Below are 24,965 nucleotides of genomic sequence, written 5' to 3'. Positions count from 1 at the left end.
GAGTATTAATCAATTTGTAGTTACTTCACTACACGCAAACAGATTGCATCAAGTAATTTAAATAGCGTCATCATTGTACTCCGTTCCCTTGAATCATGATTATTGATATCATGATTGTAAACTACAACTCAAATTTACATTATGCATTCTTAACTATGGGATAGATCGGCACTTCATCATCCTCTTGTAATTCAGTATCAAGAATCTCAAATTCTGAATTTTGAGATTTAAATTCTGGAACAATTTTCTTCATACATGTGACCAAATGCATAAAATTGGGCAAATGTATTTGAGCTTGTAAAATCATTTGGCATAAATCATTGATTAACTCCATCTTTACATTCAAATTATCATGATTCACCTGAGCAATCATGATTTTGGGGTGATGCGTTTTAATTGTATTCTCATTATTAGCTAAAAGTTCTTCATAAATCTTTTCACCAGGTCTTAGGCCAACAATTTGAATATCAATATCTTGAGGATAACGATATCCCTTTAAATTAATCATACGTTTAGCTAGATCAATAATACGAATTGACTTCCCCATATCAAAAACAAATATCTCCCCTCCTTTGCCCATTACACCCGCTTCTTGCACTAACAAACAAGCCTCTGGAATAGTCATAAAATATCTGGTGATTTCTGGATGTGTTAAAGTCAAAGGTCCACCTTTAGCCATCTGTTTTTCAAACAATGGAATTACAGAACCATTGGAGCCCAATACATTACCAAATCTTGTAATAATAAACTGCGTCAGAGATTTTCCACTACAACTACTGATATATATTTCCGCTATACGTTTAGTGGCTCCCATAACATTTGTCGGATTAACAGCCTTATCTGTAGAAACTAAAACCACTTTCTTGACTTGGTATTCCATCGACAATTCTGCAATATTTTTGCTGCCCAAAACATTAGTTTGAATGGATTCATACGGGTTAGCCTCCATCAATGGCACATGTTTATAAGCAGCAGCATGGAACACTAAATCAGGACGATATTCTGCAAATATTTTTTGCATAGAGGCATAATTTCGAACATCAGCCACCACACAATGTAAATTCTTTGACTCGGTGCATATGATCGATTGCTGTATATCGTATAAAGCAGATTCTGCCTGGTCCACTAAAACCAAGGTCTTATAGGAACGCTGTGCAATCTGCCTTGCCAATTCTGATCCAATAGAACCAGCAGCACCTGTAACCAAGATCACTTTCCCATCCATTTGCGCTTCGATTTCTTGATGATCCAATTGAATGGCCTTTCTTCCAAGTAAATCATGGATTTCCAATGGGCGAATTTCACGCTTTACACTAGAGTTCGGTAAAATACGTGCGGGAGACATAATTTTCAGTTCTAATCCCAATTGATGAAACCATTCGGACACATATTGTAAACGTTCGGGATCATTATTTTCTACTGCAATAATCACATCAGATATCTGATTTTTTTTAATAAAATCGTGGGTAACCTCTGTAATATCCAAAATTTTTAAACCTGCCAACCTATTACCTACACGAGATATCTGATCTTCCACAAAAGCAACAACATGGTATTTGACTTCAGAATCCTCATTTAACATGGAATATGTAGAAATACCAGGTCTAGAAGCTCCAAAAATCAAGACGTTCTCAATCTTTCTGGGTGGTAAAACTAAATATTCAAAAATTGTACGATAAATTACACGCGCCCCGACCATAAGCAACATCAAAATACAAAAATGCATAGTCAATACACCATATGGTATCCGCAAATATTCTCCCGCAAGGCTGTCTTTCTCAACTTCTGCTCTAATTATAATCATCAACACGATCAGAATTAGATATGCCGTTGCCGTGGTCTTGAAAATTTTCACCGTGTCTCGAATACCTGTTTGACGAACAATACCTTTATAAGTGCTTTTATAGAGGAAAAGTATGAAATATACAAAACCTATTAGCATCAGTTTTTTCAAAACAAAGGATGCATTAGAAAATCCCTTTAAATTATAAAGAACATAAATAGAAATGACATAGCTTAAAAACACAAAGCATATATCGATCATCAAAATGACCCACCGAGGATTATCTTTTCGCAAGCGGTTTTTTAAAGCCGCTAAAAAACCAATCATAACCTAATTTTTAGTTTATACTCTGTTTTTAGCACTGGTTAGTTCATAACATCATACATGGAAACATTTTAGGTCACATGTACATGTATGGCACTTGTTATATACTAAGATACTTAAAATTTGATAATTTAAACACCAATTGATAAAATATTATTAATTAGTAATTTAACCAAATGCCCCTATCAGAAATCATCTCGATCATGATTAAATAACAACAATCTTACAATACAACATAATTTTCAAAAATTTAAGACTAAATACAACTATGTTTCAGACAGTTGAACTGATAACACAAAGGCTACAAAGAAATGAATTACAAAAAACTTGGCATGCTGTTTGACATAGCCAATAATAGAAATGAAAAAAAATGTTGTGGTAATAACACATGATCGCCGACAATTAACATTTATTTTAAATTATACACGACGACTATCAATAGCATTAAATCAACATTATTGAAAAACAATTACTAGTATCAAAAAATGGCTTTTTTTAGCAATCTATTTACAAAAAAGAAAAATTCCACTTCCGTTAGATCGCTAACCCAGTTGGATTTTCTAGAAGTCGATATGCATAATCATCTACTTCCAGGGATTGATGATGGCAGTACTTCAGTGCAACAGTCATTAGGATTTATTAAGGAACTTAACAGTTTAGGATTTAAAAAATTTATCTGTACACCCCATATTATGGACGGCGTACATCCTAACACCAAATTTACGATCGGACAGGCACATCACGCCTTGAGCGAAGGTTTAAAAAAAGCAGGAAGTGATATTGAAATTTTCGCTGCTGCCGAACACATGATTGACGACGGTCTACATATGCTTGTTCAAAATAATGATTTATCCTTAATGCCAGGAGGCTATGTTTTGATAGAGATGTCTTACCTATCGGAATCAAAAGCATTATTTCAAACTATTTTGAACATACAGAAATTAGGATATAAACCAATTTTAGCACATCCTGAACGCTACAATTACTATCACACTAATTTTGGTATTTATAAACAAATAAAAGATGCAGGGTGCTTGCTACAATTAAATCTATTGTCCCTCAGTAGATATTATGGTGTAGATGTAAAAGCGATTGCCATGACATTGGTCAAATCTGGTATGTATGATTTTGTTGGCACAGATCTCCACCACGAGAAGCACTTGCAATCTTTAAAAAACGTTGTTGAAAAATATCCAGTAAGAGAAATGTTAAAATCCTGTAACATTCTCAATCATACATTAATGGATCATATTAATACGGAAAATGGACAGCATATTATCGCTGGATAAATATGATAGAAGGCAATGTTTTCGACAACATTGCCTTTTATCATCATAATACATGTTTGTATCTATTACAAATATCCATATCTGACCAGATACTTAATTACTTCCCTTGCACCAAAATCCGTCAGATGATGCTTATCATACATATAAGGCATATGTTCTTTAACCGAATGATGAGCAATTTCTTTATTTTTATATAGATCAATATAATGATCTGATGGTATTATTCGCTTCATAAAATCATTTACCTCCTTTGCCTCCTCGACACTGTACTCGTATTCATCAATTTCTGGATTGAACAATTTTTTTAAAGCAATCTGTCTGTAGGGGATCCGATATGATTCGATTTGACCAATAAAATAATAGTCTAAACCATATTGATCAAAAATACTAATAATCTGTTGCAGACCCATCTTAATTTCTGCTGGAGTATAATTCATTTCATCAAAATTATACATCAACCAATGGACAGAAATAAATATTTTATCAACATGCTCGTGATTTTGAGGTAAAAATTCTTGATAAAAATAGCGCCATAAATCAACCGACTTTTGATAACCTTTAGGATTTGGAAAAGGAAAAGTCAAGCTTAAACTCATTTCCAAAAAATGTTGCTCTTTCGTCAGTACATTTCTAAAAGCCGTTGAAAGCTGAGCCGCATGACTGTCGCCTATCAATAAGATATTTTCCTTTGCCGAATCTATCTTTAGACAGGCCTGCTGATCATAAATATCATAACGATCGCTACGTGTAACGTAACAATTGCATGGGTTTAAATGTTGATGTTCTTCATATTGAAAATAATGGATATAAGAAGGATCTAATCTGCGGATATAATCCAAGGTCGAACTTTTTGGCCAAAGAAATAAAACTAAAGAAAATGACATCAGCAAAAAGAACAGCATGAAAATCTTTTTCAAAGTCAGATCATTTTTGTGTCTTTCCACTAAATAATATGATATTATCGCAAATAAAAATAATAAAAAGAACACCAAAAAAATCCAATACGGAGATTGCATCAAAAATTCGTATTTTTTATATACTACATATATGGGCCAATGCCATAAATAGAGCGAATAAGATATTTTCCCCAAAAACTGAATAGCAGGAATTTTATACCATGAAAATTGAGTATCCAAAGCGAGTATAATCATAGTCGCTATCACCGGAATTACGATCATGGGTGAAGGCCAAGCATGCCCAATATCGAAAAATATTACCGAAAGAAACAAAATACCTAGCATACAAGCAGTGATAGGAATAAGTATTGATTTGAATGCAGAGCGCAATTCCCGACTATACAAAAATCCGAGGGCCCCAAGTAAAAATTCCCAAACTCGGGTAGGCATCATATAAAAACTCCACGATTGAGCATATGGAGAGCAAAACCCAACCGCAAAAGATAAAATACCAAGTCCGATAATGAAATATCGAAAACCATTAAATCGATTAAAATATATTCTTTTTAATAACAACAAAATGACGGGATAAAGGAGATAAAATTGCCATTCTACTGCTAGCGACCAACTGTGCAAGAATAGATTATCCTGATATTCCGGAGAAAAATAATCACCCGATAGTGTGGCATAATAGATATTGGAAATAAATGCAAGACTTACTGCGATGTATTTCGCATTCAATTTGAGATCAACATCAAAATACAATAACGGCAACACAAGAAGCATAGCTGTCGCTACAAAAAGTAAGGCCGGTAAGATTCGCTTTATTCTGCGGCAAACAAAATCAAGATAAGAAAAGCTATTTTTTTTGACATCTGCCAATATAATTTTGGTCATCAAAAATCCGGAGATGACGAAAAAGATATCAACACCTATATAACCACCTTCGAAAAAAGGAATTTGATAATGATAAAATAAAACAAAGCATACAGCAATTGCCCTCAGAAGGCCTATATCATAGCGAAAGCTCATTTAGGTTCATATCCAATTTGATGGATCCATTAAATGTAGGAAAATTACATGAACAAAAAAAGAGCACTTTCTTATAGAAAAGTACTCTTTATATAGGTAGATGAGAATATTCTTTATGTTATTTAAAAATTTTATAGGAAATCATCCTTCCATTTGAATTTCCACACTTTCAGTTTTTAATCGGTTATTATCCCTCAAAAAAATACAGCGAATCCAAAATATTGTACCAAAATAGATAATAATTTATCAGCTACATCAGCTTCTTACCTATATAAATAATTTTGTAAACAATCAACTACAATTAAGAAGCCATTCGACTTACGACCAATTTTAATCATGATCTACGGAAAAATTCGTTAGTCAAGGATACAACATGACTAAAACTTGTTACCAAACGTACTCTATTTTGATATTTTTTTAAAAAATTTAGTCATCATCCAGGTCACCTTCATATGATTATTACTGATGTTGATATTCTATCTGTTTACATGCAAATTTCGATTTAAAAGACAGAATAAAATAGCGTAGTAATTCAATTTTTATCATTGACAAATTATAGTTTACCAAACAATTAAATTCATTTCATTAACAATTTTGGCTTAATATAAATCATCAATTTTAAGCAATAAAATATTTTGTAAACATATAGCTACAGCTAAAATTTATAATTAAAAATAAACCATATTGATGAACTGCTTTAGCAACATAATGCTTCATCTCAAATCTTCAATAAAAAACTATTGATGAAATTTTAATTATTGAATCCATTTTTTGAAAAATGGATTCAATAATTAATAGAACGATTTAGCTTGAATCAAAAAAAAACAATCAACCACCAATTTTCAGACAAAATATATACTTAAAATTAAACTTACTCAGTAAAAAATAAAATGAAAATATTTTATAATACTATCCTGTTTTTTTTAGCAAAACTCGAAAAAGAAATATAATTATATTATAAGTTATAACATTCACCATAAATGATTACAAATAGCATAGTTGCACATTAAACTTATGGTACAAATTAATACTTAACGAAAATATTGAAACAACAAAAGTTCAGGAAAAATAAAAAAGACAAAACAAAATTGAAATCTTATTTGTTAATAAGAATAATTTAGTTCAAAACAATAAACTACAGAGATAATAATAACATTTTCATTGTTAATTTTTTATTATTATCAAAACAAAAACTAGGAATATTGATAAAAGACATATATTTTTGCTTTTAATAACACTAATACAATTATGAAAGTATTTGCAGACAATAATTATCAAAAAATAAATATATCATAGGTATTTGGAAATAAAACAATGTTACAACAAATAACAAAGAAATAGATTTTCATTACTAGAATCAAGATTTTTATTATTAAAGAGGCTATTATTATTCAAAAAGTTTATATTGATATCTAATACTATATTAAGAACAGTTAATTAAACTATAAAAGAGCGTTTTTATATTTTTATAATTAATCAAAAACACACAATATATCATAAAACTTTGATTAATAACAAAAAAAGCATTTAACTCATTATTCATGATATAAAAACACATATTAAAACATATATAGTAAATTATTTTAACCATAAAATAGGTTTAAACAAAGTATTTTAAATAATAACATTATGAACAAGAACAAAAAAATGTACATCGCTCCAACTATTGAGGAGCTAGTAATTGAGCTAGAGCAAGGTATTGCCGCAGGATCAGGAAACGCACAGCCAGGCGCTCCTGCTGTTAATGACGAAGATGGTGCTGGAGGAAGTAGTTGGGAGGTAGATGGCTTTTAAAAATAACTTATCCTAACTAACAATTTTAACATTATGAAGACAATGAATAATAACTTAGCAAGCAAGTTTGCTCTTGCCGCTTTTTTGGCACTAGGAACTTTAGCAGTTACTAGCTGTAACAAAGATAATAACCAAACTGGACAGGAAATTCCAGATGGTCAAAGCCAGATAGTAGTTCGTATCGCAGGTATCAGCGACGGAGAAAATATCAATACAAAAGGCGTAAAGGGAAGTACATCAAACAGTTCATCTTCTGAACACTCAGTACAGCTTGTTCAATCAAATGGATTTGATGCAGTAGTTGCTTTAGACAACAATGTACCTGCTTTAGAAACCTCTCCAACAGCACAAACAGGTCTTCGTGCCTCCAATGGATTGAAAGCAGCCTCTACTCCATTAACTTCCAATACGACGTATCGATTATTTCTTTACAAAAATAATGGTGGAACCTATACTTTCACAAAATCAATGCAATTAACAACGGGAGCTGAAGCACCCATACAAGTTCCAAATGGTTCATATAAATGGGTAGCATTATCATACAACAATACAGACGCTATTCCAGATGGTGATGTATCGAACAATATTGCCTTACCGGAAAACAAAGATGTACTTTATGCATCATCGGGTACCACTGATATTGTCATTAACAGCAATACATCTCCGTTAAATATTACTTTTAATCGTTTATACTCCCGTATCGCAATAGAAGTCAATACATTAGGTATGTTTGCTCCAATCAACTCAGCATCCATCACAGTATCAGGACAAAGCGCTAGAGCTGCAACAGTTAATTTAACAACTGGAGCTTTAACACTTGCACCATCAGCAGGTACACCTGCTCTTACTGAAGCAAACTTTGCTAATATAGACGGAAATGCAAGTCGGAAAGTAGCATACTTCTATACCGCAGACCCTGCTGATCAGAACATTTCCGTTTCCGTTACAAATTTAAAAATCCAGCTTGATAATAGTACTGAACGTAACTTTGGTCCAACCCAATTACTACAGACGAAATTGATCACACCAGAGCGTGGTAAAAATCACCGTTTCTTAGTCGGTTTGACAGAATCAGCAATTACAAATGGAGCTGTAAAATGGGCTAGATCTAATCTGTACTATAGAACGGGCGGTACTTTAGGAACGACACCATACCGTTTTTATCATACAAACCCTTTCAGTCCAGCTGTTGCAGAAAGTTTCTTTTCTTTCAAAGGCCATCTTCCTGGTGTACTAGCAACTGCTGTTGAGGCTAATCAAAAAGATCCTTGTGCTTTAGTATACCCTGCAGGGTTATGGAAAACACCAATAAACACCGAGATTGGGACATTAACTTCGCAACAAGGTGTCATTAGTGGACTTTTAGGGGCTTTACTTGGAAATCCAACAACTCCTAATACTACATTTGGAAGTAATTTTATTGAGTATACAAATACAGCAGGCTCAGGCACAAGTCCATATGCTACTACTCCAGCTGCGAATATTTTACGTTTCAATTATAATGGCTTGAACAATACGGTCAACCTGTTATCTGGAACTATTAATGTTACCCTAGGACAAGTTGGTTCAACAGCAGCATTCTGGGGAAGAGACAATGTATTAGATGGAGGGCTATTAGCACTTTTAGGTACAAGTGTAGGTGCATGGAGTTATATCGGTAGAACACAGGATCCTGTAATTGGGGCACCAAGATCAGTTGGGTCCAAAGGAGCTGGAGCTTTAAACATTGATGTGCTAAATCTTGGGTTAGTTGGATCTGGTTTTCAAAACGTACGATGCGTCCGTGATGCAAACTTTGCTGTTACTAGTGCAGCCGCTAATTACAATCCAATGCCAACTTTATAGTAGCTAAGCTTAAAAAAATAAACAATTAAAATAAGGAACCTTTATTAAAGCAAGAGCCGTTCGTGATCGTTCGGCTCTTGTTCTCGTGTCCTATACGATTTCATACCAGAAATCAGACTAAACACATTCAAAATTGTATATACAGTCCTTTTTCAACATTTATTAGAAAAATGTGGAAAAAGTAATACACATTCAACATCAATAGATTGTTATTGACAATTTGTACACAAAATTTGTTCATATGTTAATTCATCAAAATAATACTAATCAGAAATATTCTGAATTTATGTACACATTCATGTTATTAACATTTTATCCACAAAAATCATTTAGTTTTCCACAATAATTGAAAGCTTAATAAATATTAAAAACTAAATTTTAAATAAATAAGGGTTAATATCTTATTAAGTTAGGTCTGTATGTTATATGTAAGTAATCCCTTATACAAATAACATGAGGTTGTCCACAAATTGTGAATATCCGATACTGAAAAAGCATACAATAACATCTTCAGTTGTTATAAAACATAAATCGAAAAAAGTTCGTTACAACCTACTATTTTATAGAATGTGGAAAAAACAGACGAACTACTGTTCCTTTTCCCAGTTCGCTGGAGAGATTGATATTTCCACCAAAAAATTCAATGAGATCTTTTACCAATGATAGTCCAATCCCCGATCCTTTTCTATGGGCTACATTACTCTCTCTTACCTGCAATTGAAACATTTCATTCAATTCAGCTTCTGGAATACCGATCCCATTATCCTCCAGCATATATACAATTCCGCTATCTATGATTTCACTATGGATACTTAAATAAGCTTGTTCGGCTTTGTCTGCATATTTAACAGCATTTCCGATAAGATTGATAAATATTTGATAGACAGCACCGTAATCTGCATATAAAGTATATAGATTTCCTAATCGAAATTCAACCTGTTGATCTGGATAATTACTTTTCACTTCTTTGATCCAATACGCAACTTTTTGATCCATAATGATTTCCTCCAATTTATTTACGGTTCCTCGCACCGTATTGATTTGTAAGGTTTGGTTAATAATGGATTCAATATTCTGGATTGAATCTGAAAAGTTTTTATACCATCGTTTACTTACTTTCTCTGGAATATGCTCATTCTTACTCAGAAAATCATTTCCCAATTTTAAAACGGACAATGGATTTTTCAAATCATGCGCAAGTGTGTTGGTCAAAACATCCAATTTATTACGTAAAGAGAGCTGCTCACTCTGTCTTTCCATTCGATGATGAGCCAGTTTTCGATCCGTCACATCACTTGCCGTATGTAAGATAGCATAACATTGCCCTTTCTCATCAACCATCGCTCTATATTCAAAATCAAAATAACGTTTCACTTTGCTATCACCATCTATAATATTTGCAGGGGTTTCAGTAGCACGATAAGTAATACCTGTCTTCCATACATTCTTTAAAATAGAACTAAAACCCTCTTTCACGAAATTTGGAAAACAAGCACATAACGTTTTACCAAGGATAGATTCATCAGCACGCCATATATCTAACATGGCCTGATTAGCATAAGCAATATTCAAATCGTAGCCGTCATAAATAGCCGTTGCCAGAGGCGACTGCTTGAGCAAAGACAATATCATGCTATCATTTACTATCATTGGTGTATATTAAATTATTTAAAAATTACTTGGATATAAATAAAACTGCATGACAGTACAAACATTTTTCATGTCCATATATGCAATCGATCATCCGATCATGGACACAAATTTTAGATCATAAAATCTAAACCTGAGGTAGCATATGCCTTTTTTATTGTTGGTGCAGACACTTTCAATTCAAAAACATATCACACAAAAGTAGATGAAAAAATAATCTTAAACAATAGTATCATTTACTTTGGTTCTTGTACTATTCATGAGGAAGTAGTCCATCAAGAGCATAGCGTTTTTTTAAATGAGGATAACGCTTCCGATATTCTGATGGGGTACAGCCAAAAAGCTTCGTAAATTGTTGCCTGAAATGTTTAACATCTCGAAAACCAACTTGATAAGCAGATTCGTTGACATTTGATTTGGTCGTAATTAGAATTTGTGCTGCCCTACGAAGTCTGATATATCGAATAAATTCGTTAGCGGATTTTCCTGATATTGCTTTAATTTGCCTATAGAGATTCGAATGGCTCATACCCATTGTTTCGGCCAGCACTTTTACCGTAAAATCTTCTTCCAACAAGTGTGCTTCAACAGCTTGGATCACCTTTTCCAAAAACGCTTTGTATTCGGCAGGAATTTTATGATCATTCGATTGCAACGTAATTTCGCTATGGAAGTATTCGTGCAGACGATTCCTATTCTGAATCAGATTATCTACACGTGCCATCAGCATATCTTTATCAAAAGGTTTGGTAATGTAGTCATCTGCACCCCCTTCAATTCCCTTTAGCTTTATTTCAGATGAAGAACTTGCTGTCAAAAGAATAAAAGGGATATGACTCCATTGACTACTTTTCTTTATTTTATGACAAAGATCAATCCCCGAACCACCCTCCATCATGATATCACTAATGATGATATGTGGTTCTATTTTTTGTAAGATTGCTATTGCCTGCTCCCCATTTTCAGCCTGCATGACATGAAACCGATCTTGAAACAGTTTATAGATATAATTTCGAATATCAACATGATCATCCACCAAAAGCATGATTTCTCGTTCAATCGAAATTGATCCATCGGAGGGCTCCATATTAGGACGATTTTCACGTTCTGCCTTTTGCGCCCCAATCGGATCATCTAACCCCATCATTTCCCAAGAAGAAACACTATGTGCAACTTCTAAAATATGATCCTTGTCACCAAGAATTGCATGATGTGGCAGATCAACACAAAAAGTCATCCCCCGATCAGGATTGGAGTAATACGTAATTTTGCCTTGATGTATTTCCACAAATTTTTTGACTAAAAATAACCCTATTCCAAAACCTTCCTTAACACTATTGGAAGACGAGAAATCCCGCTGAAACGGCTTAAAGATATCTTCCTTCAGCAAAGTCGGAGTACCCTTACCCGAATCCGAAATTTCAATGCGAATACCTGTAGCAGTAGTTTTAATATATAAGGCCACCATACCACCATCTTGTGTATATTTTAAGGCATTCTGCAGCAGATTAAAAAAACAGATTTCCAATTTTTCAAGATCTCCATAACATGGATAAGTTTCGATTTCAGTTTCCAATGTGTAGCTGATATCTCGAGAATGCGCGATTTGACGAAAACATAGAAAAACTTCCTGGACCAAACTCACTAGATCCAAATGAACAAGAGATAGTTCATCAAAGTTTCCTTCGGATTTTCTGAAGAGTAATAATTTATCGACTAGATTCAGCAATCTCTTGGAATGACGATATACATCCTGAAGCTCTTCATAATCAGTCACCTGATCTTCCGCATCCTTCAACAATTCTTGGATTGGATTTATAATCAGCGTAAGTGGTGTGCGTATTTCGTGTACGATATGCGTAAAAAATGCGACTTTTTTCTCTGTAAGTTCATTTTCCTTATCGCGTTCAAATTCAGCAGTCTTCAATTTGGTCAACAACAACGCTCGATGCCTGACATACAGAAAATAAAGATAGAGCGCCGCGACAACACACATCCCATAAGCTGTATACGCCCAGCCCGTACGCCACCATGGCGGTAAGATTTGAATCACAATAGTACGTTCACTCGGATTCCACCCCCCATTAGCATCCGTCGATTTAATTCTTAAGTTATAAGTTCCTTCTTTAAGATGCGAATAATATGCTGATCGTTGTTTATCCACATAATTCCAATCCTTATCCCAGCCTTCAAGAAAGTAAGCATATTGAATTCGATCAGAAAAACTATAATCTAATGCGGCGAATGAAAAGGATAATATCGCTTGATTATATGGAATTGTCAGCTTGCTAATGGCATTGAGAGGATCTGTACCATAACGTGCATCAGTACCATAAGGCGTATTATTAATCTGGAGTTGTGTCAATTTGAGTGGAGAAAAGACTGCATGGACTAAAAGGTCGCGCGGCTGAAACAAATTAAATCCTCGAATACCTCCAAACACCAAGTGTCCGTCGGACAATTTCAGTGCAGCATTATAATTAAATTGATTGCTTTGCAACCCATCAGATTTATAGAAATTTTGGAAGGAACGCGTTTTGGTATCAAATTTTGATAGACCATGATACGTCGATATCCACAAATTGCCAAACTCATCTTTTAGCGCATTTAATAAGGTGTTACTTGGCAATCCTTCTTTTTCTGTATATGATTTAAATTGTCCAGTCGCTATATTAAAATACAGTAGCCCTCCCCCTTCAGTACCTATCCATAAATGATGACGATCTGCCTGCTTAATAAACCGTACCGGTGTGCCCACTGCATAGGTTTTATAGCGTTTCGTTTGGAGATCCAAGCGAGTCAGTTCAGACCAGGATCCCATCCAGAGAATATCTTCCTTTTCTTCAAAAAAAGTCAGCACATCATATATAGGTAAGTTTAAAGGTTTAAACTGATCTTCCCTGGCATCAAACAGATAGACCTCTCCTCCGCCTAAAGTCGATGCCCAGATCCGTTTGCGGCTATCTTTAAACAAACGCCAAGCTGCTGAATTGACATATTCAGTTTGGGGATAATAACAGGTATAGGATTTGATTTGACCGGTAGCCATATCTAATTTAAAAATACCGGAATCATAAGTCCCAATCCATAATTGATGCTGATCATCCTGAATAAGTCCCGTGACAAATGCGCGCTCTAATAGTAGTCGGGAAATATTGGGATAAGGCACAAATACTTTCTGTTTTAAATTCCACTTCAACAGACCAGAACCATCGGTACCGACCCAAATATGATCATGATCCGCTTGTTCCAGCACAGAAATAAAATCTCGTGAACTCACCTGCTTATCTAGTGAATGATGTTTCACCAATTGAAATTTACCCTTACGCGGATCGATCACATTCACTCCACCTCGGATCGTACCTAGCCATTTCCGACGCTGAGTATCTTCGTAAATAGCAACAACAGCATTACTGGTTAGTTTTTTTTCATCGAAACCCGCATTCTTCTCGATTCTTTTGGTTTCCATATTAATCTTTTGTATACCATCACCATCGGTACATACCCAGATTTTACGATCCTGACCAAAATAAAGATTAACAATCCGCTTATTGGTTAGGCCATTTTGCGAACTGTAATACTGAAAGGCTTTGGTCCGCCAATTGTAGCAAGTAACTGACCAACTATTCGAAAACCAAATATCTCCATCACTTGATGCAGTCATCAATGTCGCATTAAAATCTCCCTGCACAACAACTTGAATACATTTCTTTTTTGGTTCATACATTGCTAAGCCGATCCCCTGTACCATCAGCATCAATCTTCCATCGAAAGTTTTACAGATCGAACTGACACTGTAAGCTTGACCTGATGCTTTCCCTGAACGATACAAAGGGACAGTTTGGGCTGTGAGATCCTTGTTGATAGCCAATAATCCAGCTTTTCCGGAGGCTGCAAAGAGTTGTCCATAGCTATCTTTCTCCAGCTGATGGATGGAAAAATCAATAGGCTGCAATTCCGAATCGCCTCTCACAAGATTTACCCGACTAAAATGATTACGATCCATGTCCAAAACCCCTAAGCCACCCTTGGTTGCAATAAAGAGATTACCCAATTGATCTTCCAGAATATCGGTGATGCGATTGTCGGGAAGCGATTTATTTTCTAATGGATTATTTTTAAAAACCTTAAATTCATAGCCATCAAATCGATTGAGGCCATTAAAAGTTCCAAACCACATAAACCCATCTTTATCTTGATAAATATCGGTCACGAAATCATTGGACAAGCCATGATCAATCCCCAAATATTCAATGGATGACTGCGCTGGAGCATCAAAGCATAGCAATAACAGAATAAGAAGGCATGATAAGGTGTACCTCATAATTATTGGTCGTAGATTATTGGTTTGTATAGCTATAAATCTATGTAAAAAGCAGCCCTTTTACAAATGTTAAATTAACATTTAATATTTAGAAAATCAATCTTAACTATTTTTTATGGAAATAGATCGTGACTTGCTATTCAACTGCATAAAAAAACCATTTAGCAGGCATCATTGAAGTTGATGGAAATTTCAGATTAAAATTTCAACACTCCGATCATGCTGATTTCCCCCCTTATTTTGACCAAATCCCCCCCGAACCATTCCAAAGATAGTTGCGATAATTGTATATACACCAACGAAACTGGTGATATGAATTTTTAATTTTTACAATAAAAAAAGAAAACATGAAAAAAAGATATTTCTATCTGCTTATGCTTGGCTTAACCGTGCAGGCATGTGCCAAATCAACATCTGACCTTCTACCCGTAAAGCCAATGGAAAATTCGGAAGGAATTGCACTGCCGGGCTTTGGAAAATTAGCATTTTCCAACATCACCACCTCGGGGGCGGTGGTTAAAGGAAGGGTGACCAATAAAGGCGGGGATATCGTCACCCATCGAGGCGTTTGTTGGAGCAAAAGTCCCAATCCCACGATTGAAAATAATCCTCACGAAGCTACAGTCAGCAAAGAATCAGGAGAATTTAGTGTTCAACTCCATTCCCTCTTGCAGTCTACAACCTATTACATCAGACCTTATGCTAAAAACAAAGGTGGTGTAGCGTACGGAGATCAGGTTATTTTAAAAACTGCAGATATACAATCTATCAACTTTGCCCAAACACCGATGTTTATTATCGGTTCATCGCGAGCTTATTACGACGTGGAAATTTTGAGCAGTGGCGGCGGAGCAGTCACGGAGCGTGGTGTTTGTTGGGGAACAACAGAAAATCCGACGATCACACAAAACAAGGCTGCACATGGAGCAAACGGTATCGGCAAATTTCGAATCGGATTATCTAATTTAAATCCACAGACCAATTATCATCTCCGCGCATATGCCATCAATGAAACTGGGGTGAGCTACGGAACCAATATTCCTTTTCGAACGATTAAAAAAGGAAACGTCACGTATACATTCAACAAAGCAAGTAGTCCTACAGCGGCAGAACTTGCCGCGTACTCCCGCCTTCAAATAGCAATTGACAGTGCCGTTTGGTATGCCAATCAATATACATCAGCGACTAAGCATGTATACCTCAACTATGTACCAGGGGTTGCTACGGCTGATGCGAATAATGAAGGGTGGATGCGATTTGGAACAAATACTTCTTACCAAAATATACGCACGATGCTACATGAAATGAATCACACATTTGGAACAGGCACAACAAGCTGGTGGTCACAGCAAGCAATAAGTGCTGGAAAATATCAATTGACCAATGGAAACAATATGTTAAAATTGATCAATTCAGATCAAAATGCAGTGTTAAGTGGCGATAGTCAGCATTGGTGGCCATATGGTTTGAATCAAAATTCTGAAGTGAGTTCAAATTGGGACTACGTATACAACTGTCTTATTATTGAAGCGATGCGTAAAGATGGTATGACCAGCCATAGCGGAAGTTATACCCCATAAATAATACTTAATGAGTGCTATAAACAATAAAATCTAGTTTAGGATCTCAAAGACTGAGTCTTCGGATTGGGGCTTTGTATCTTTGAATTCATATCGATGCACAGGTTTTTTCACACATGAAATCTACCATTTTTAACATAGTAAAAACTAAGCAGCGTATTTATCTTTGATCAACAGTTATTAATAATAATTGTTCTTCAATAATGTTAGATAATGGGACGAAGGGATTTCGTTCCATTTTTTTATCGCTGTAATCTTCAGGATTACAGCGCTGTTATAGTATATCTATAAATTTCTATTGTTGCGTTATAAGATGGCTTCTGAGTTCCTGAATCAATCGTAGCCTCCAGAATCTTGAACCCGACCTTTTTATCTTGACGTGTATCAACCCTAATTTTAGCCCAATTGCTAGCGAACTGCAAAGGGAGAGTTACTGTTTCTTTATTAAGAAGGTCAATATGATCGACCTGAATTTCAAATGCTTCATTGGACCCGACCTCTACATGGGTAAAGGATTGATGATAAGCATATGCGATCTGAGCACGCATTTCGGTCTTGCTTTCATCAACCTCCATAAAAGACACTGGATTCACGCTTACTGATAAGAAAGGCTTTAGCGTTATGGATAGTGCTGTGTTGGCTATCTGCGCTTGAGTTTTAACAAAACCGAAGAGCAGATAGCTGATCCCAATATATAAACACATGCATACACTTTTTTTCATAGGATGATAAGGTGGTTATTATCAATGAGGTGATCGTCCAGTGTGAACCGTAAAATTAAACAATAGTCTTTAAGCTACCTCTGTGAAAAAGGGCATTCTTCATGTTAATTATGACGGCATCACAATGCATATATCTGCCGATAGCTCATTGGAATATTTCCCGTACATTTTTTCACAAAATGTCTGAAATTGGATTCATCCGTAAATCCCATCTCATAGGCAATCTGTGAAATCGATAGATCTGTATGTTTAATATAGCGTAAAGCCTCCTTCAGTACGATATCAGAAATTACTGTTTTAGCGGTTTTACCCCATATCGCTAAACACATTTCCGTTAATTTCCGAGGGGTTACATGCAGTTTATCCGCATAAAACTGAACATTGCTCTGCTCTTTAAAATGTTTATGTACCATTATCGAAAAAGCATTTACCACCCCTCTTATCGGCACAGAACCATAATCTTGCAAATTGGAATTCAATTTAATGCGTTGCATCCCATCGAGTAGCAATGACTCGATACAATTATGGATGACAAGATCAGATACCTGATGTGCATGGTTTTTAGTCCGATTTATGATTTTCATAAAATCAGCCTCATCACCACTTGTGTCCGTGATCTGTACCGATTGGAATGCATCAAAAAAAAGTTCCGAATTGAGAAGGATAGAATCAGAAATAGATTTTTCATAAAAAGAAGCCGTGAAAGTGAGCGCAAATCCCCTGGACGATCCACTTTGGATCACATCATACTCTTTTCCCGAACCTATAAAGGCCATTTTACCTTTACCAACGATATATTTTTCTATTCCAATAGAAATTTCTAACGGCTCAAAAGCTCTTACGATGGTAAAAAAATCGACATGCTTATACCAAACGAAAATCTGTTCGTAATTCCAATCACATAATGGAAACATTTTAAATTCTGTAGGGGCACTATTCATTTCATCATGGTCTAAATAATGGTTTTAAGATATTAGTTCGTCTCCATCTGGATACAAACTATTTGTCCAAAAAAGGCTATTCAAACGATCTGTTTAGATCGTATTTTCGTCAAATGGATCTGTACCATTTGTCCATAAATAAATTTGATCCAACATCGATCTCGGATTCGTTTTAGAAAATATATGTACCGCTCCATTACGTTTAAAATCTTCAATTTCTTCCTCATCTCCACTTGCTGTATAACCAAAAACATTTATATCGGGAAACCTTGCGGAAATTTCATGGGCAGTCGCAATTCCTCCCATATGAGGCATATGTAGATCAAGAATGCAAATTTCAGGCAGGAAGTCAGAATCATCAAGTCTATCTATCAATTCTACACCATCATTACAGGTAAAATAAAGATCAAAAATCTCCATTCTTTTGATTAGCATTTTCATCATAGCTTGTTGGAAAACACAGTCATCTACAAAAACAAGTTTAAGTTTAGGCTCCATGGCTATTACATATATAAATTGTAGCCATTAGACTACCTTGTAATAAAACTTTAGTAAATTTTACTTAATAATTTTTAACTTTTCCATAAATTGTTTATTTTCAGAATTGCTAATAGGATTTAATGAAACTGGGCCTGCTGCTATACAGCCTTCCATTTCCACCTGTATCACTTCGATTTTTGGTTGGATATAATTTTTCTTACCCTTATTAACTTGGTTCATATTTTTTCTTTTTACGCCAAATAAAATATAATATGTAGTCTAATTCAGACTTAAAAAAATATTTAAATCATTAATTATCAGTGCAATATTTCTTGTGAATATTGATTTTTTATATTTTATCTGATTTGCTGATCGCAGTTCTAATTCTTTTAACCTGCTGTCTTATAATTAGCTATTGCGTAATTCCAAATTTTTCCGTAGATTTACTATACTCAATAGTAGTCTGAATTAGACTACTCAATATATAATACTAACTTAGCCACAAACAATTAGCTAAATGTTATTATTATGACTTTTAATTTTATTCTACTGGATTCTAACGTATCGTCTAACATTGCAATCAGATTTATTGATGATAAAAAAAATGAATATCTACTAAAAACACCCTTGCGAATCACTTCTTCCCGATGGAATCAGGAAAAACAGCGTCCTGACAATATTTACCTAAAAAGAGACAAAAAGCTTCATTCGCTGCTCAATAGAATTCGGATCGGAATTGCCACCTATCTAACAGAAATCAAGACAAAACATCGTACATTCTCCATCAATACCCTGGGACGGATTATTAAAAAAAATGCATCTATAATGAATACGGCATCTCCCGAAGGAGGTTTTTTGAAACATGTGGAGGCTTACATCAATAATAGACACCATATGATCTCTTCTGCAACTTACAAACGCTATATGGTCTTTTTTCGATTATTAGAACGATTTGAAGGACATCGTATGCAACATCTCTATATCAATGAAGTAAATGAAAATTTTGTTAAAGAATTTCTATTTTTCTGCGAACTAGAAGAGTACAGCAAAAGTACGACATATCGAACGATACATTTTGTACGTACGATCCTGAACTTTTTAGAAAAAAGAGGTATCCGTACCCACGTATATGAATTGGAGCTTCCTAAGGAAAAAAAATTCCATCAAGTCATAACGTTAACGGAAGATGAACTGATCAAAATCAAAAGAATGGAAGTTCCATCCAATTTACAGGCCGCAAAAGACTGGCTTATTATCAGCTGTTATACCGGCCAACGTGTTTCCGACTTTATGAAATTTAATATAGCAATGATGGAAGTACTGGATGGAAGACCCTGTATGTCATTTGTCCAACAAAAAACACAAAAGGATATTCTTCTACCGCTTCATCCTGCAGCTTTGGTAGTTATGTCAAAAAATAGCGATTCATTTCCATCCCGATTACCCATTCAAAAATATAATGATCAAATTAAAGAAGTTGCTCGAATAGCAGGCATAAAAAGTTTGGTAAAGGTGCATAAACGTCGGGGTTTCAGGGCTTATGAGATGATGGTGCAAAAATGGGAAGCTATCACCAGCCATATTGGTCGCAGAAGTTTTGCTTCAAACTTTTATGGTAAAATTCCTACTCCCCTCCTAATGGAAGCTACCGGTCACAGTACTGAGCAAATGTTTCACCGCTATATTAATAGTGTAGATACTGAAAGAACTCGTTCATTAGGCATCTATTTTGAAAAGTCATATAAAGAAAAGTTTCTTACGACAGAAAGTTAACAACAAGGATATAACCTTCGCATACGAGCAAGTCAATAAATAACTGTAATCATGAAGGCAGAGATATCTGGAGAGATCACCACTGCGGAAAGATCAGTATTTTGACTGATAGATAAGTCCAGATCATCTTCGTTGATCACAATAACGAGGAACAAAAGAACTATAGCCCTACTACTTGTAAAATCACATCAATAGGAAATTTGCATTTCACAGCCCTACTTTTATTTACTTCTGGTTTACGCATGGCAAGCATCCACCAAAAAACTAAGATATACGGATAAAAGTCATTTACCAATTAAAGTTTGGCAATATAATCATCCACAACTTTGGTCCTCTTCCTAAGAAATGTCTTCATATTGGCCTTATTTAAGGCCATATTATTATTTCCAACTTTCCATTTTTCAAAATCTCTTTTTTGCGAATCCCGTATTTCAGCAGCGAAGACATCAATAAACTGCATCAGTTCATTAAACTTATTATTTTTATAGGTTTGCCAGGTCCTATTTAGTAAGACCCTCACTTCAGCATCTTTTAATATTTTCTTATAAAATTCTGCTCCTATTCTATGGTCACTCTCCCGGATTAAATCAAGCCCAACATCATGGAAGTAAGTTCTTTCCCGCTTCTCATTAAAACCGAAGCTAAAATCAAAATCCCAGATAGGTCCCATTGTAAATATTCCGCCAGATTTTTTATGGATATAGACACTTTTAGGGTGGCAGATCTCATGGTTTGCGACCAACATATTGACAATAAGAAAATTCACAAACTGCTGCTTATCAAATATATTTCCGTACGAATTCTTGGGAAATTCTTTAGCGTGCAACAAATTTTCAAAATTCTGAAAATCCACCTTCCATGTTTCAAATTGAAATTCAGATTCAGGATCTGGATCCTTTAGCATGACAGGAAGATTAAAATGTTTTGTCTTATATTTCCACTCTTCGTCAAAATATGTATCTAGCTCCCACAAAATACCATTTGGACCTACATGCACACGATTTTCGTGGATTTCAACTTGTTGGGTTACATTATAATTTCCCCGATACACACCATTTATAGTCAAGTCTACCGATATGATATCGTGCGTATAAGGCATCCCCAATTGTTTACCAATTTTCATCGCAACCGCATTTGTCATTAACGTATAGTCATTATAATTCGCAAGTAAAACCCAATCCTTTGCTTCAGGTAAATTGAAAAGAGAAGATTTTTTATCCAGCTTCAATCGAAATGGTTTTTTTGCTTTACTCCATGTCGAATTGCCCCTACCTTTGATCTTGGTTTTCATCTTTTCAAAATCCTTAAATTTACCGTTCCCTTCCATATAGATCTCAGCATTTAGATACACTTCTTTGTCCACGACTTCCTGTTGATCATCAATATTAATATACACATGTGGCACAGCCGCTTTTATACGCTCATCCAATAGCGGCAACTCTTCAACAAGAGTAATTTCAGGATTAACACTTGTTTTTTTTGTACAAGAAAATAGGACTAAGATCATCAGTATGAAGCTGAAAGATTGACTTATCACGAAGGTGAATTTATCCTTATGCATATTTAATTTATCCATTTTTTTCATTTGTTAAACCTGATCATCATGATACTATTGATCACTTACATGTACCTACAAAGCAAGCGCTTATATCAGAAAATACATGCGTATAAACTGTCTCAATTTATCTTTAATAATATAGATCACCCGAGGTGTACAAAAAGATATTTACGATAAGCATATAAAATGGCCTAGAACAAGACCATTCGTCTTTATAGATGAATAGGATTTTCCATTAAAAGAAAGATTTTTTTTAGTCAAGTAGGAATGCTATTATTTTTTTTGATCTATTTCCTTTTTCATAAAATGAATAAATGCAGAAGGGGGGATCCCCGTCACCTCTTTAAAAGCACTCGAGAATCTACTCAAGGAAGTGAAACCGCTCATTTCTGCAAGAAATGAAATTTTATAATCAAAGAGCTCCGGTGAAGTCTTCAGTTTTCCAATGATATATTCGACTCGACTAGACTGAAGATAATCATAAAAATCCTTGCCTCTAAATTTTTGAAGAATATAACTTGCATACCGCATATTTGTACCCATAAGCGTTGCCAAATGCTGTAAAGTAACACTTTTCTCTAAAAAGAAATGCGCTTCCTCTTGTTCTACAAACGCCTGATATAATCGTTCTTCAGTATCTTTCGCAATATTAATTTCCTTTGCTTTAATTGCAGCATTATTTTCCAGCTTATTGATCACTGTAGAAAAATCCGAATTTATCCTTGTTGTGGATATCGTGTTTGCATCATCATTATCTTGTATATCATGGATAACTTGATATTTTGTCCTATACAAAATCTTTAGTTTAGCATAATAGATCATACAAACCGCAGCGATGATGGTGATGATAAGAATTAGACCAATTGCGAGCGTGTATCTATTCTTATAATATTGCTTCCTTATATTGAATATTTCAATTAAATCATCCGATATATCTCTAGCCACTTGGTCCCGTTTACCTTTTATATCAATAGCTTTGCTTCGAAATTCTAAAGATTTCGACTTATCACCTATTTTTTGATAATAGCTTGCCCATGACTCATAGGTCAACATTTTCAATTCTTCTACCTCTCCACTAGTCAAATAAGGATCTACCATTTGTAGATACTGAAGTGCGGCACTCAGATTGTTTCGTTCGATCTCTACATCCGCTTTTGCACGCATGATATAAGGTCTCAAATTACTTTCTACACTTCCAATTTTTGCAAGAGAAGCATTCAGATATGACTCTGCAGCGACCAGATTGCCCAACTTCAATTCGCATATCCCCATCAACTGATCGTTAGTAGCTTTTATCAAAAGTGCTTTTTTATCCTCTTGACCATCCATATGGATCAGTTCAGCTGCCGACTTCAAATATTTTTTTGCATCACTATAGCGATGTTGTTCAAAGCAATGAAAAGCGCGCTCATGTAAAATATTGATCTTCGTGAGCGTTTTCATATGCACATCTACTTGATTTTCATTGGCGATCTCTGCCTTCGACAGATAGCGCTCCGATACCTTTAATAATCCCAATTGACGAAATGATGTCGCCAAAAATCCCGAAGTAGAAGCTTGCCATGAAAAATTTAAAGTCGCATTTGAAATGGTATCAGCGCGCATGGCATTCACAATACATCCTTTCATATCACCTTTATTTTCATCAAGCTTCGCTAATAGCATAAAAGCTTTGATCTTTTGTTCGTCGGTATTCGCGACTTTCGCCAAGGAGTCTGCTACCCGACGCGCTTCTTTGCTATCTGATGCGACCAAAGAAACAACCACATCGAGATAGCGCCTATTAAAGTCATCACCAGAACCACCTTTAGCTTGACAGATCAAACAAAAAATAAAAAATAAAAAAATAAAAAAACCAACTGATTTCATAAGAAAAAGGTTAACACTAAACATAATTAAATCTTGTATAAGAGCAAGTATGTAGTAGGAATATGCTTGATGCTCAGCTTACGGTAATACGACAAAGAAAGTTAAGGCTGCGGCTATTAAACCTCCTAAAATAGCTGCAAGGATTAAATCGCTAGATCCCCATTGTCGCATAAGAGCAGGCGCTTGCTGACTTTCTTCTTCGATCTTGACCTTAAAATCCTGAAATGCCCTCAAGTTATTGGTCGTGACGACAATTTCCATCGTTTTTTGTATCTCTCTACGCAGATGTAGCAGTGCAAGTTGTGACGACAGATACCCGACTTCATTATTTCTTACTCCCTGAAGTTGAAGAAAATCATCCAATGCCTTGTCCAAATCATCACATAACGCCATATCACGATCCGGACAATTTTTTGCAATGCTTGACGTAAGTTTCTTCTCAAACTCCATCAACGTAATCAAAAGTTCTTGTGGGTCATAAGACACTGAATTCATCATATAGATAATAGCAGCTAAGATTTATTTAACCTGTTGCTAAATATCCACAATTATATTTATCCCCCCAATGATACCAATCACAAACAAATTAACAAATTAATAATCAACATCATAAATTAACATTTACGTAACGATGGCTTAGATTATTCCTTCGGAAGTATATTTTTATGCATATCCTCATCCAGATAATAACCTTTATTATTTTCCTGCCCCTCTACCAGGTTTTTCAATCCACCTTCACGCTTGATCTCATCAGCATAGAGTTCCTCATAATCTTGCGTATAAAGTGCATTGGGGACTACATGAATATCAAAGACAATCTCCTGATAGGGCAATTTTTCAAAGTTTCCATATAATGCTATATAATGCTTGACATAGCCAACATTTTTCGCACTATTATAAGATAACGTTAAGATGCGCTCCTTTCCCGGTGGAACCGAAAATTTACCATTTCCATCTCCTACTTTAAGACAGCCACATGAAGTAATAATATCCGTGATCATAAGTGGATTTTTTCCCGTATTTATCAATTTAAAAGATAAATCCTTTTGTTGACCCGCTAACACAGCATAATAATGTCTTTCATTATCTTCAACTTTCATAGTCG

General features: G+C 35.0%; 17 protein-coding genes. 5 read left to right on the top strand and 12 right to left on the bottom strand.

Features of this window, described 5'->3' with window-relative positions:
• Nucleotides 1–139 precede the first annotated feature (139 nt).
• The gene (locus C8N37_RS06050; protein WP_108158077.1) at nucleotides 140–2,110 is read right to left on the bottom strand and encodes a polysaccharide biosynthesis protein; all 1,971 of its coding nucleotides are present in this window, start codon (nucleotides 2,108–2,110) and stop codon (nucleotides 140–142) included.
• 482 nt (nucleotides 2,111–2,592) lie between these two features.
• On the opposite strand from C8N37_RS06050, the gene C8N37_RS06045 reads away from it, so the two are divergent.
• Nucleotides 2,593–3,396, top strand: coding sequence for a tyrosine-protein phosphatase (locus C8N37_RS06045; RefSeq protein ID WP_108158076.1), 804 nt, complete (start codon nucleotides 2,593–2,595; stop codon nucleotides 3,394–3,396).
• 65 nt (nucleotides 3,397–3,461) lie between these two features.
• Here C8N37_RS06045 and C8N37_RS06040 read toward each other — a convergent pair whose 3' ends face one another.
• Nucleotides 3,462–5,324, bottom strand: a complete 1,863-nt coding sequence (locus tag C8N37_RS06040; RefSeq protein ID WP_108158075.1) for an acyltransferase family protein — start codon at nucleotides 5,322–5,324, stop codon at nucleotides 3,462–3,464.
• A gap of 1,629 nt (nucleotides 5,325–6,953) precedes the next feature.
• Here C8N37_RS06040 and C8N37_RS22760 point away from each other — a divergent pair.
• Both C8N37_RS22760 and C8N37_RS06035 read left to right on the top strand, forming a co-directional pair.
• Complete coding sequence (locus tag C8N37_RS22760) at nucleotides 6,954–7,118, top strand: hypothetical protein (RefSeq protein WP_153194736.1); 165 nt, start codon at nucleotides 6,954–6,956, stop codon at nucleotides 7,116–7,118.
• Between the two features lie 33 nt (nucleotides 7,119–7,151).
• A complete protein-coding gene (locus tag C8N37_RS06035; RefSeq protein ID WP_108158074.1) occupies nucleotides 7,152–8,963 on the top strand; it encodes a hypothetical protein in 1,812 nt (603 codons plus the stop codon).
• A 555-nt stretch (nucleotides 8,964–9,518) separates the two neighbouring features.
• Here C8N37_RS06035 and C8N37_RS06030 read toward each other — a convergent pair.
• Nucleotides 9,519–10,613, bottom strand: a complete 1,095-nt coding sequence (locus tag C8N37_RS06030; protein WP_108158073.1) for a sensor histidine kinase — start codon at nucleotides 10,611–10,613, stop codon at nucleotides 9,519–9,521.
• A gap of 253 nt (nucleotides 10,614–10,866) precedes the next feature.
• Nucleotides 10,867–14,937 (bottom strand): hybrid sensor histidine kinase/response regulator transcription factor, encoded by a 4,071-nt coding sequence (locus C8N37_RS06025; protein WP_108158072.1) that lies wholly within the window; start codon nucleotides 14,935–14,937, stop codon nucleotides 10,867–10,869.
• A 347-nt stretch (nucleotides 14,938–15,284) separates the two neighbouring features.
• Here C8N37_RS06025 and C8N37_RS06020 point away from each other — a divergent pair, with 347 nt between their 5' ends.
• The gene (locus tag C8N37_RS06020; RefSeq protein WP_108158071.1) at nucleotides 15,285–16,517 is read left to right on the top strand and encodes a hypothetical protein; all 1,233 of its coding nucleotides are present in this window, start codon (nucleotides 15,285–15,287) and stop codon (nucleotides 16,515–16,517) included.
• A 263-nt stretch (nucleotides 16,518–16,780) separates the two neighbouring features.
• Here C8N37_RS06020 and C8N37_RS06015 read toward each other — a convergent pair whose 3' ends face one another.
• The 4 genes from C8N37_RS06015 to C8N37_RS22755 form a co-directional block, all read right to left on the bottom strand.
• Nucleotides 16,781–17,221, bottom strand: a complete 441-nt coding sequence (locus tag C8N37_RS06015; RefSeq protein ID WP_146171027.1) for a hypothetical protein — start codon at nucleotides 17,219–17,221, stop codon at nucleotides 16,781–16,783.
• Between the two features lie 137 nt (nucleotides 17,222–17,358).
• Nucleotides 17,359–18,180: a helix-turn-helix domain-containing protein gene (locus tag C8N37_RS06010; protein WP_108158069.1), complete on the bottom strand. Its 822-nt coding sequence runs from the start codon at nucleotides 18,178–18,180 to the stop codon at nucleotides 17,359–17,361.
• 93 nt (nucleotides 18,181–18,273) lie between these two features.
• Nucleotides 18,274–18,678, bottom strand: a complete 405-nt coding sequence (locus tag C8N37_RS06005) for a response regulator transcription factor (RefSeq protein WP_108158068.1) — start codon at nucleotides 18,676–18,678, stop codon at nucleotides 18,274–18,276.
• A 60-nt stretch (nucleotides 18,679–18,738) separates the two neighbouring features.
• The gene (locus C8N37_RS22755; RefSeq protein ID WP_170114489.1) at nucleotides 18,739–18,900 is read right to left on the bottom strand and encodes a hypothetical protein; all 162 of its coding nucleotides are present in this window, start codon (nucleotides 18,898–18,900) and stop codon (nucleotides 18,739–18,741) included.
• Between the two features lie 288 nt (nucleotides 18,901–19,188).
• On the opposite strand from C8N37_RS22755, the gene C8N37_RS06000 reads away from it, so the two are divergent.
• A complete protein-coding gene (locus C8N37_RS06000; protein ID WP_108158067.1) occupies nucleotides 19,189–20,433 on the top strand; it encodes a phage integrase SAM-like domain-containing protein in 1,245 nt (414 codons plus the stop codon).
• A 295-nt stretch (nucleotides 20,434–20,728) separates the two neighbouring features.
• Here the strand turns inward: C8N37_RS06000 and C8N37_RS05995 are convergent, their stop codons facing one another.
• From C8N37_RS05995 to C8N37_RS05980, 4 genes are all read right to left on the bottom strand, one after another.
• Entirely contained in the window at nucleotides 20,729–22,009 is a 1,281-nt protein-coding gene (locus tag C8N37_RS05995) for a CotH kinase family protein (RefSeq protein ID WP_170114488.1), read from the bottom strand.
• A gap of 255 nt (nucleotides 22,010–22,264) precedes the next feature.
• Entirely contained in the window at nucleotides 22,265–23,860 is a 1,596-nt protein-coding gene (locus C8N37_RS05990; protein ID WP_170114487.1) for a helix-turn-helix domain-containing protein, read from the bottom strand.
• Nucleotides 23,861–23,938: 78 nt separating this feature from the next.
• Entirely contained in the window at nucleotides 23,939–24,358 is a 420-nt protein-coding gene (locus C8N37_RS05985; protein ID WP_146171026.1) for a hypothetical protein, read from the bottom strand.
• A 143-nt stretch (nucleotides 24,359–24,501) separates the two neighbouring features.
• Nucleotides 24,502–24,960, bottom strand: a complete 459-nt coding sequence (locus C8N37_RS05980; RefSeq protein WP_211322206.1) for a DUF1573 domain-containing protein — start codon at nucleotides 24,958–24,960, stop codon at nucleotides 24,502–24,504.
• Nucleotides 24,961–24,965: the final 5 nt, after the last annotated feature.

Origin of the sequence: Sphingobacterium faecium, from assembly GCF_003054045.1 — a bacterium.
GTDB lineage: Bacteria > Bacteroidota > Bacteroidia > Sphingobacteriales > Sphingobacteriaceae > Sphingobacterium > Sphingobacterium faecium.
This window is presented reverse-complemented; position numbering and strand designations above follow the sequence as displayed.